This window comes from Streptomyces sp. NPDC127117, assembly GCF_042677325.1.
GTDB lineage: Bacteria > Actinomycetota > Actinomycetes > Streptomycetales > Streptomycetaceae > Streptomyces.
Window position 1 is genome coordinate 26,844 of the sequence record NZ_JBHXTM010000066.1, and the last position, 11,243, is coordinate 38,086.

Genomic DNA, 11,243 nt, shown 5'->3' on the forward strand with positions numbered 1-11,243 from the left:
CCACAAGCCCGACAACGGCCCGACGATCCAGCAGGAGTTGACGCATGCGCGAGCAGGCACGACAAGGACTCCGCTCGCCGGTCCGCCGGCAGGGCACCCGGCGACGAACCGTATCGGCCGCAGCCGCGTTGGCCATCGGAGTCATGACACTGGCCGCCCTCACCCAGCCCGCATCCGCCTCCGCCGCCTCCACCAGGCAAACGGACCCCGTCCAGCAGGCCTTGAACGCACTGGTGCGCGACGACGGGATGCCGGCCGCGCTGGCGAGCGTGAAGGACCATGACGGCCGCACCCGCACCCGCACCTACACCGCAGGGCTCGGCGACCTGGCCACCCACGCACCGGTGCCCGACGACGGACAGGTGCGGATCGGCAGCAACACCAAGACCTTCGTCGCGGTCGTCGTCCTCCAACTCGTCGCGGAGCGGAGGATGGACCTCGACGCCGACATCGACACCTATCTGCCCGGTCTCGTCCGCGGGGAGAGGATCGACGGGCGCCGCATCAGCGTCCGCCAGCTCCTCCAGCAGACCAGCGGACTGCCCAACTACACCAACTACCTCGGGGACGAAGTCCGTTACTACACCCCCCGCGAACTGCTCGCCACCGCCCTGCGGCATCCGGCCGACTTCGCCCCCGGGAAGAAATGGGCGTACAGCAACACGAACTACATCGTGGCCGGCCTGATCGTCCAGAAGGTCACCGGCCGCCCCCTGGCCGAGGAGATCGACCGGCGCATCATCAAGCGCGTCGGGCTGCGCCACACCTACTTCCCCGCCCCCGGTGACGCGAGCATCCGGGAGCCCCACCCCCACGGCTACTACCGGGAACCGGCGGACGGACCGCTGCGCGACATCACGGAGACCGACCCTTCCTGGGGCTGGGCGGCAGGCCAGCTGATCTCCACCGACTCCGACCTCAACCGCTTCTTCGGCGCACTCCTGGCCGGCCGCCTCCTGCCCCCGGCCCAGCTCGTCCGGATGCGCTCCACCGTCCCCGCCGAAGCAACCTTCGGCCCCGGCGCCCGCTACGGACTCGGCCTCGTCAGCAGACCGCTGCCGTGCGGCGGCCTCTCCTGGGGCCACGGCGGCAGCTTCCCGGGGTACGAGACCCGGAGCGGCGCCACCGACGACGGCCGCGCCGCCAGTGTCGCGGTCACCATGCAGCTCACCGACGAGGCGAGCCGGCGCAGCCTCGAACGCGCCGTGGACACCGCCCTGTGCCGCTGAACCCCACCGAGAACCACGGACGCCGAAGGGCCTCGCAGCGAACCGCGGGGCCCTTCGGCGTATTGCCCGGTGGGAGCAATGGCGGAGGGTACGAGATTCGAAAGCGGCCGCCCGCGCCCACGCGGTGATCGACAAGGCCGGGTACACGCTTTTCACGACCCGAGGCCACCGAAATGATCCGTCGCGGAACTGAAGAGCACGGGGCTGTGCCGCCTCGAACTCGGCCGACACCGGCGCACGGTGGCCGACGCCGACGCGAGGTACTCCCGCAGCGCGTTCGTGAAGGACTTCCTCTCCTTCATGTCGGGCCGCCGGCGCTCGACCGACTATGACCCACTGCTCACCGACGCGCAGGCCCCCCGGACCGAAGGGTCCGCCGCGAGGACAGGATTACGGGAGGAGCTTCACCACCCCGATCCGGTCCGGCAGTCCCCGCGTGGCTCCCTCACGCCGATGGCACCGGTCCCCGTGGCGGGGGCCGGTGCCATCGTTCAGGTGGTGCGCTCAGGGACCGTCAGCGCGGGACGTGGCCCCCGGGCGTCAGCCCTGGTGTGTGTCCGTGACCTTCCCCGTGAGGAGGGGGCCCTCCAGCCACTCGTTCTCCTTGAGGATGTTCACCTGCATCCGCAGGGACTCCTCCGACTCGGTCAGCGCGTCGGTGACCGTGGGCACGGACACTTCGGTGCTCGTCTCGCCCTTGGGGACGGACACCCAGAGGGAGGGACTGTTCGTGGACAGGGGCCGCTCCGGGTCGGCGTCCTCGCCGAGGCTGGAGAGCCACTCCTCGTCGACATCCTTCGTGGACAGCTCCGTGCCCTCGCGCACCGGCAGGAGGTCGAACCGCGTCTCGATGCTGATGTCGGCGGGCTGGGAGAGCTCCACCTTCCAGGTGAGCTTCTGGCCCTCGGTGACCGAGTCGGCGACCGGGGTCACGGTGACCGTGGGCATGGGGTCGTCGTTCTCGACGAGCACGCCTCCGAAGGCGCCGCCGACCGCAGTGCCGCGCATGGCCTTGGCCGCGATCTCGTGGCTGAGGTCGTAGTTGTAGCGGGAGTTGCCCGTGACCGTGATCGGCACGTCCACGGAGCCACCGGCCTTCACCGTCACGGTGCGGATGGTGGACCTGCGGGTCTCCGGGTCGCGGACGGCGAGCTTGATCACACCGGTGCCCTTGCCGGTGACTTGGATGGGCACGCGGTAGGTGCGGGTGCCGGAGTCGCCCTCCTTGACCGTCAGCCTGCCGATGTCGACACGTGAGAGCGCGACGGGGCGTACCACCGGGGTGCCGGGGCGCCAGCCCCAGGCGTCCATCAACCAGAGCTCGCCGGAGCCGCTGCGCGGGGTGAGGTCCAGCGACTGCGTCCGCTTCAGGTCGACACCGGCGCTGACGGCGGCCTTCAGCGGGACGCGGACCTCACGCGCCCAGTACGCGGCCGTCGAGTCGGAGCCGGGAAGGCCGTCGACGGTGACCTGACCGAGCCCCACCCGCTTGCCGGAGGTGTCGGTGAGGGCGACGTCGAGCCGGGTGCCCCGGGTGTTCGGCGGCACCATCACCCGCAGGGCGAGCGTGTCGGAGCCCGCCAGCGAGAAGGCGCGCTCCGGCGTCAGCCGGACCGGGGTGCCCGGCTTGGTCCAGCGGGCCGTGACCGCGTTGCGGCCCGGCTCACTGGTGGTCTCCGCCCAGGACGCGAAGTGCGGCGACCTACCGGGGGCGGAGTCAGGCATACAGGCCCGGGCGGCACTCGTCGTGACCTGCTGGCACACGCGCCCGTTCGTCACCGAGAGCGGGTCGTCGGGCCGGATCGCCGGGGTGCGGTTGCCGCCGACGGCGTGGGTCAGCACCCGGGCGGGATCGGCCGAGGGCGCGCGCCGGTCGGAGCCGTCGAGCAGCGGGCGGACCCGGTCGTCGCCCGCGAGGAAGAGCCGCGCGGCGGCGGCGATGTAGGTGGCGCCCGCCGTCTGCTGCTGCTTGGCGCTCAGCCGGGTCTCGGCCCGTGCCGAGCAGACCGGGTCCGGGTTGTTCCTGTCGTCCCAGAAGTCGTCGGCGGCCGGGGCCTCGGCCTGGCCGGGCGTCCACTCCGTGTTGAAGAAGTTGTGGTTGGCGCCGACCATGTACACCGCGCTGTGCAGCGCCGTGCCCTGGCCGATGCCCCGGGTGCCGTCGAGGTACATCTGGCCCTGAAGGTCGCTCACATCGCCGTCACAGCCCGGCAGGATGGTCATGGAGGGCACGTCGGGCGTGGGGTTCTGGCCGAAGTTGGTGGGGCCGATCAGGACGGTGCCGCGGATCCGCCAGCCCACCGGCCCCCGGTAGCCGTCCTCGGCGGGCGGCGGCGGGGAGACGCTGTCGAGCGCCGCCCGGTTGACGCCCTCGCCGCCCCGGGAGTGGCCGACCAGGAGCACCTTCGAGAGGTCCGCGGGATCCGTCGCGCGCACGGCCTCGGGGGCCTTCGCGGGGTTCGCACCCCACTCCGCCCAGCGGGCGAGGTGCTGGCGCACCAGGGACGAACGGGCTTGCGCCCCGAAGTCGGCCGCGCGGCCGTCCTGCGCGTTGACACCGTTCGCGGAGATGGAGACCGTCACATAGCCCTGGGATGCCAGGAGCTTCTGGTCGTGCAGAAAGCCGCGGTGGCTCGGGATCTCCTTGTTGCCCGGCTTGCACGGCCACTCCATGCCCGCGCTGTTCTTGCCGGGCTCGTAGCAGGTGGCGCCGCGGCCGTGGACGAAGAGCGCCAGCGGTCGCTTCCCCGGCGCGTCCGTCGGGCCGACGACCGTGGCGCGCATCTCCACGGGCTCGGCGTAGCCCGGCAGCCTCACCGACTTCAGGGAGTACCCACCACTGATGGTGTGGTACTTACCGGCGACACCGGGGTCGACCGGGTTGGCGGGGAACGGCTCCGGGGGTGCCTCAGCAGCCGACGAGCGCCGCTGACGGGGTGCCTGGTCGGCCTTTGCGGCGTCCAGCCGCCGCGAACCGGCGACCACCTGGAGTTCGCTCACCGGTCCGACCCTCGCCCCGTCGAGGCGGAGCCGGAAGGTGCGTTGGTCGGGGGAGGGCTCCGGGACGCCGAGGGTCCGCTCCCCCGAGCGGAACTCGACCAGGGCGCCGCCCATGCCCACGGGCTCGGGCGAGCTCCAGATCAGCTCCCCGCCCTCGACACGCCACCCCTCCGGCAGCCGCTCCCCGGAGGCGCCCGGCGGCGCGCCGGGTATGGGCTCGGCGGCCGGTTGTGCATGCGCCGGCCCTGGCACACCCGCCGCCAGCGCCACGGCCGCCAAGGCGGCCGTCAGCGCGCGTGAGACCTGTCTCACGATGGTGTCTCCTCGTTGTTGGTCGTGCTTCAGCGCCCCAGGAATCCCAGGAGCACCCCGCACCGGGGAGAGGGTGACGTGTCATCACCGGTTGTCCCACCTCGGGGAACCTGACAGGAATCTGACAAGAGCCGAACAGGAGCCGAACAGGAGCGCCGAAGAGGAGCGCTGGGGAGGAGCCGGACGGGAGTCCTGGGGCCGGTCGCTGACCGAAGGATCCTGACCCGGAGCGGCGGTCCGATGTCCGTGCGGCGATCGGGGCCCGGCGCCCTGTGTTCGCCGACACTCGGCGCGACCGGGCCGGTGGGACGGGCGGGATCTCCGTGATGGAGCGTTCGGCACGCCGGATCAACGACCCCTGCCCGAGAGGGGGCGAACTGCTCGCGGCGGTGCCTTCGGGCCCGATACGGACTCGCGCTTCGTTCCCGCCTTCCTGTCCCTTCCGGGAGTACAGGCAAGGATCGAAGACCGAGCAGAGATGACCATCGTCGCCTCGATCAGGACAAAGGCGATGCGGCAGCTTCCCGTACTGCTGCCATCCATCGAGGAGCAGCGCCGCATCGGTGATCTCCTGTGCGCACTCGACAGCCGGATCGGGGCCCACCACCAGCCAGCGGCGGGCGGCGGAACGCGCGCACGACGGACTCGCGACCCTGCTGATGGGGAGTGCTCTCTCGTCCGATGAACGGACGCCCGCACCTGACGGGAGGGCGGCGGAGCCACGTGAAATGGGGCTCCGGGACAGGACAACCCGAGGCTGTCTTCGTAGCCGGCACGGCGTTCGTCGGCTGCATGGCCCTGTGCCTCGGGGCACTGACAGCGGCCTGACGCCGTCCGGGCCGGAGACGGTTCGAACCCACCACCCACGACTACGAACGTCGAAGGGCCCCGCAGCAAGCTGCGGGGCCCTTCGACGTATTGCCCGGTGAGAGCAATGGCGGAGGATACGAGATTCGAACTCGTGAGGGGTTGCCCCCAACACGCTTTCCAAGCGTGCGCCCTAGGCCACTAGGCGAATCCTCCGCGGCAAACAATACAAGACGTTGAGGAGTGCTCGCGAACCCGTTCCCCCGGAGATCGGTTCGGGCTCGTTCCGGGGGTGTCCCGGGCGGTTCCGGAAGGTGGGGGGAGTGGACCGGCAGGGGTGGGGATCGGCTAAGGTGGGCGTCAGCCCCTCACGTGGCGCTATCTGACTGAACTCCCCCAGGGCCGGAAGGCAGCAAGGGTAGGTCGGCTCTGGCGGGTGCGTGGGGGGCCCTTGTGTTTCCCGGGGCTTCCTGGCGGTGCTTCGCCCGGTCCGGGGCCGGTTGTCGGTCCGCCCGGATAACCTCGTATGTGTGTCGTCCCTTGCGCTGTACCGCCGCTACCGCCCCGAGTCGTTCGCCGAGGTCATCGGGCAGGAGCATGTCACCGACCCGCTGCAGCAGGCGCTGCGGAACAACCGGGTCAATCACGCGTACCTGTTCAGCGGTCCGCGCGGCTGTGGCAAGACGACCAGTGCGCGCATCCTGGCCCGCTGTCTGAACTGCGAGCAGGGGCCGACGCCCACGCCGTGCGGGGAGTGCCAGTCCTGCCGGGACCTCGCGCGCAACGGGCCGGGATCCATCGACGTCATCGAGATCGACGCCGCATCGCACGGTGGCGTGGACGACGCCCGTGATCTGCGGGAGAAGGCGTTCTTCGGGCCCGCCTCCAGTCGTTACAAGATCTACATCATCGACGAGGCGCACATGGTCACCTCGGCGGGGTTCAACGCCCTGCTGAAGGTGGTCGAGGAGCCGCCGGAGCACCTCAAGTTCATCTTCGCCACGACCGAGCCCGAGAAGGTCATCGGCACCATCCGGTCGCGTACGCACCACTACCCGTTCCGTCTGGTGCCGCCCGGGACACTGCGCGAGTACCTCGCCGAGGTCTGCGGCAAGGAGAACAGCCCCGTCGAGGACGGCGTGCTGCCGCTCGTGGTGCGGGCCGGGGCCGGGTCCGTGCGTGACTCGATGTCGGTGATGGACCAGCTGCTGGCCGGCGCGGGCGACGACGGTGTGACATACGCCATGGCGACCTCGCTGCTCGGTTACACCGACGGCTCGCTGCTCGACTCGATCGTGGACGCCTTCGCGGCGGGCGACGGGGCCGCGGCGTTCGAGGTCGTGGACCGGGTGATCGAGGGCGGCAACGACCCGCGCCGTTTCGTCGCGGACCTCCTGGAGCGGCTGCGTGACCTGGTGATCCTGGCCGCCGTGCCGGACGCCGGGGAGAAGGGGCTGATCGATGCCCCCGCCGATGTCGTCGAGCGGATGCAGGCCCAGGCGTCCGTCTTCGGTGCCGCCGAGCTGAGCCGCGCCGCCGACCTGGTCAACGAGGGGCTCACGGAGATGCGCGGCGCGACCTCGCCGCGTCTCCAGGTCGAGCTGATCTGCGCCCGGGTGCTGCTGCCGGCGGCCTTCGACGACGAGCGTTCGCTGCAGGCCCGGCTCGACCGGCTGGAGCGGGGCGCCTCCTTCGCGACCACGGGCCCGGGGCCCGCCATGGGTTACGTACCCGGGCCGGAGGCACTGGCCCACGCACCCGCGCCCGCGGCCCCCGTCGTACAGCCGGGCGCAGGGCCCGCCGTCGCGCGCGCGGCGGTACGGGGCGAGGCCCCGGCCCCCGCTCCCGCGCCGGTCCAGGCGGCGTCGCCCGCCCCCGCTGCCGCACCTCCCGCGGCCCCCGCCGCTCCGCAGCCGCCGGCCGAGGCGGCCCCGGCCCCCTCGGGCGGTCAGCGGCCCGGCGCCTGGCCCACCGCCGCCGCGCCGGAATCGGGCCGACGCCCCGGCGGCTGGCCGACCGCTTCCGCCCCGGGCCGGTCGCCCGTCCCGCAGTCCGCTCCGGCCGCCGCGCCGGCCCAGGCCGCGCCCTCGGCGCCGGTGCCTGCCGCCGCCGAGCCGAGTCCGGGCATGACCCAGGGCGCCGGCCAGGTGCGGAACATGTGGCCGGACATTCTGGAGGCGGTGAAGAACCGCCGCCGCTTCACCTGGATCCTGCTCAGCCAGAACGCCCAGGTGACCGGCTTCGACGGCACCACTCTGCAGATCGGTTTCCTCAACGCCGGCGCGCGGGACAACTTCGCGAGCAGCGGCAGCGAGGAAGTGCTGCGGCAGGCGCTCGCCGAGCGCTTCAACGCGCAGTGGAAGATCGAGGCCATCGTCGACCCGTCGGGCGGCGCCGGAGCACCTCCGCAGACCGGCGGGGGCCGCCCCGCCGCACCTCCCGCGCAGCAGTACCAGGCCCCCGCGCCCCAGCAGGGTTACGAACCCCGGCCGGCCGCTTCTCAGCAGCACCAGCAGTCGCAGCCGAGCCACCAGCAGCCGGGTGCCGCATCGGCCGCCGAGCCCGCGCCGCAGTCGTACTCCGCACCACCGCAGCAGCACTCCGCGCCCGAGCCCCCTCGCGCGGTCGCTCCCGAGGACGACACCCCGGAGGCCGACGACCCCGACCTCGTCGACTCGGCGCTCTCCGGCCACGACCTGATCGTCCGCGAACTGGGCGCCACGGTCGTCGAGGAGTTCACCAACGAATAGCGGGCGGCGGCGGGGGTGCGCTCAGGGCGCGAACAGCGGGCGGCGGCGGGGATGGGCTCAGGCGCCCGAGGCGCCCGCCGCGGTCCCCCTGCGGTGTCCACGAAGCGGCGCCCGTCAAGGGCGCCGCGCCCCGGCGGCTAGGCTGCACCCCGTGAAGGTCCTCGTCATCGGCGGCGGCGCCCGCGAACACGCCCTGTGCCGCTCTCTGTCCCTCGACCCCGACGTCACCGCTCTGTACTGCGCTCCCGGCAACGCCGGTATCGCGGAGGTGGCCGAACTGCGCCCGGTCGACGCCCTCGACGGCGACGCCGTCGCGCGCCTCGCCACCGACCTGGGCGCCGAGCTGGTGGTCGTCGGCCCGGAGGCGCCGCTCGTCGCCGGGGTCGCCGACGCCGTGCGCGCCGCGGGCATCCCCTGCTTCGGACCCTCCGGCGAGGCGGCCCGGCTGGAGGGCTCCAAGGCGTTCGCCAAGGACGTGATGGCCGGGGCCGGCGTCCCGACCGCCCGAAGCTACGTCTGCACCACCCCGGCCGAGATCGACGCCGCCCTCGACGCCTTCGGCGCCCCGTACGTCGTCAAGGACGACGGCCTCGCCGCGGGCAAGGGCGTCGTCGTCACCGACGACGTCGAGGCGGCCCGCGCCCACGCCCTGGCCTGCGACCGCGTGGTCATCGAGGAGTTCCTCGACGGCCCCGAGGTGAGCCTCTTCGCGATCACGGACGGCACCACCGTGCTGCCGCTCCAGCCCGCGCAGGACTTCAAGCGCGCCCTGGACGACGACGAGGGCCCGAACACCGGAGGCATGGGCGCGTACTCCCCGCTCCCGTGGGCCGACCCCAAGCTGGTCGACGAGGTCATGGAGTCGGTGCTCCAGCCGACCGTCGACGAACTCCGCCGCCGCGGCACCCCGTTCTCCGGGCTGCTGTACGCGGGCCTCGCGATCACCTCGCGCGGTGTCCGGGTGATCGAGTTCAACGCCCGTTTCGGTGACCCCGAGACCCAGGTGGTCCTGGCCCGGCTGAAGACCCCGCTGGCCGGTGTCCTGCTCGGCTCCGCCAACGGCACGCTCGACGAGCTGCCCCCGCTGAAGTGGCGCGACGACGCCGCCGTCACCGTGGTCATCGCCTCGCACAACTACCCGGGCACGCCGCGCACCGGCGACCCGATCGAGGGGCTCGACGACGTGGCGGCGCAGGACGCCCCGCACGCGTACGTCCTGCACGCGGGCACCAAGCGGGAGGGCGACACGATCGTCAGCGCGGGCGGCCGGGTGCTGTCCGTGACCGCGACCGGCAAGGACCTCGCGGGCGCCCGGGAGCGTGCCTACACGGCGGCGGCCCGTATCCGCCTCGACGGCTCGCACCTGCGTACGGACATCGCCCGGAAGGCCGCGGAGGGCTGAGACCGGTTCCCCGAGGGGCGACCGGGCCGACTGTCCCCGCGGACACCGTGACCGGTTCCCCGAAGGACAATCCGGCCTGCTGTCCCCGCGGACACCGCCCCGAAAACGCTCTGACGAGCACCGACGCGCCGCTGCCCCAAGGACAGCGGCGCGTCAGCACCTTTACCCAAAGCCATTCCATCGAGTGACGGCTGAGCCATCCGGATGACGCCCGCCGAGGCCCCAACTAGGGTGCGGCGCAAGCATTCCGGCACTTGGCCCACTGGCATTGCGATGTCAGTGACGGGTGCCACAGTGGGGGAGTGAGCAACACCGCCGCGGGGGCAGAGGGGGTGACGTCCGGCCGTGTCCGATACCGGTGCAAGTGAGGAGCTGGGTGCGCTGAGTGCGCGTGCCCGAGCTCATGCTGTGCTGCGCATCCGCGGCAGGGCGGCAGCCGTGGCGATCCTGCCGGCGGCGGTGGCCGTCGTGCTGCTCGTGGCGGGCGCCCAGGGCCTCGCCGTGGGCAGCGGCTGGGACACGGCACGCTGGGCCGTGACGGCCTGCGCGGTCGTCGTGCTGCTGCTCGCCGCCGCGGTCGCGGTCGCGATCGTACGGGCGAGGCCGGCGGTCAGTCCGACCGTCCCGCTCCCGGAGAAGGCCGCCCCCGATCTCTACCGCCTGGTCAGGGACCTCGCCGACCGGCTCGGGGTTCCCGCGCCCTCGGCGATAGCCCTGACACCCGACTGCGACAGCTGGCTGGAGGACCGCACCCACCCCTCGGCACAGCCCGCGCCGGGCGCCGGCCCGGATTCCGCCACGCATTCCGCGGTCCGGTCCCGCCGCCGGGTGCAGGCGGCTCCGGTGCTGGTCATCGGATCGCCGTTCCTGTGGTGGATGCGGGTCGCCGAGCTGCGGGCGGTGCTCGCCCCGGTCGTCGCGGGCACGGGCCCGGCCGCGCATCCCGACATAGCCGCCGCACGTCGCTTCGTACGCGGACTCGACGGCGCGGTCGCCGACGCCGCCGCGCCCGTGCGGGGGCCGCTGGCCGGGCTGCGCAGAGTGCCCCGCGCCTTCGTCGGCCGGATCGCCCGGCTGCTGCTGCGCAGCTGCCGCGGCCATGCCGCCGAGATGGAGCGGGGCGTCGCCGCCGCCGCGTCGGTCCGTGCACAGGGTGTGGATTACGGTCTGCGGATCGTCGCCCAGGAGCAGGTCGGCCTCGCCTACGCGGGCTGGGACCGGCTGCTCACCCGGGTCGCCCTGCCCGCCTGGCGGATGGGCCGCTGGCCGTCCCGGCTGGACGCGGGCGTGGTGTCCGCGCTCACCGAGCTGTCCCGACGCGACCGGCTCGCCGACGGATTCGCCTCCCGGCTGGGCGAGCGTCCCGCCTGCGACCTCCTGGAGGAGCCGGGCGCGGCCGACGAGGCGGCGTCGCTGCTGGCGGCCCGGCTGTTCCACGGCGGCCCGGCCGGTACGGGGCCGGACTGGTCGCCGGTCGACTGGCAGCAGTACCCGGAAGAGGTCGTCGACCGTAAGTGGCGCACCGAGGCCGCCCGCCTGCACCGCGTCCTGGACTCAATGACCCCCGCGCCGACCGGGTCGGCGCCCGCCGGGTCGGCGCCCGCCGGGTCCGGATCCGCCCGAGACGCGACGGACCCGGCAGGAACCGCCCGCGCCGCGACGGACCCCACCGCGTCGGACCTCACCGCGACGGACCTGGCCGGAACCGCCCGCGACGCGACGGACCTCACCGCGTCGGACCTC

The 11,243-nt window shown here is 73.1% G+C and carries 5 protein-coding genes, 1 tRNA gene and 1 other RNA gene; 5 read left to right on the forward strand and 2 right to left on the reverse strand.

All coding sequences use genetic code 11. The features are described from left to right. The first annotated feature begins 44 nt into the window (after positions 1–44). Positions 45–1,229, forward strand: a complete 1,185-nt coding sequence (locus ACFVH0_RS35520) for a serine hydrolase domain-containing protein (RefSeq protein ID WP_385827077.1) — start codon at positions 45–47, stop codon at positions 1,227–1,229. A 540-nt stretch (positions 1,230–1,769) separates the two neighbouring features. Here the strand turns inward: ACFVH0_RS35520 and ACFVH0_RS35525 are convergent. Together ACFVH0_RS35525 and ACFVH0_RS35530 are read right to left on the reverse strand one after the other, a co-directional pair. Then, positions 1,770–4,541 (reverse strand): hypothetical protein, encoded by a 2,772-nt coding sequence (locus tag ACFVH0_RS35525; RefSeq protein ID WP_385827079.1) that lies wholly within the window; start codon positions 4,539–4,541, stop codon positions 1,770–1,772. Positions 4,542–5,476: 935 nt separating this feature from the next. Beyond that, a tRNA-Ser gene (locus ACFVH0_RS35530) sits at positions 5,477–5,564 on the reverse strand. Between the two features lie 143 nt (positions 5,565–5,707). Between ACFVH0_RS35530 and ffs the strand changes: the two genes are divergently transcribed. The 4 genes from ffs to ACFVH0_RS35550 all read left to right on the forward strand — a co-directional run. Then, positions 5,708–5,804: signal recognition particle sRNA small type (gene ffs, locus ACFVH0_RS35535), an RNA gene on the forward strand. Between the two features lie 74 nt (positions 5,805–5,878). After that, positions 5,879–8,098, forward strand: coding sequence for a DNA polymerase III subunit gamma and tau (locus ACFVH0_RS35540; protein WP_385827081.1), 2,220 nt, complete (start codon positions 5,879–5,881; stop codon positions 8,096–8,098). Positions 8,099–8,249: 151 nt separating this feature from the next. Continuing rightward, entirely contained in the window at positions 8,250–9,500 is a 1,251-nt protein-coding gene (gene purD / locus ACFVH0_RS35545; RefSeq protein ID WP_385827083.1) for a phosphoribosylamine--glycine ligase, read from the forward strand. A 345-nt stretch (positions 9,501–9,845) separates the two neighbouring features. Further along, on the forward strand, positions 9,846–11,243 hold a 1,398-nt coding region (locus ACFVH0_RS35550; RefSeq protein ID WP_385827085.1), incomplete at its 3' end, for a hypothetical protein.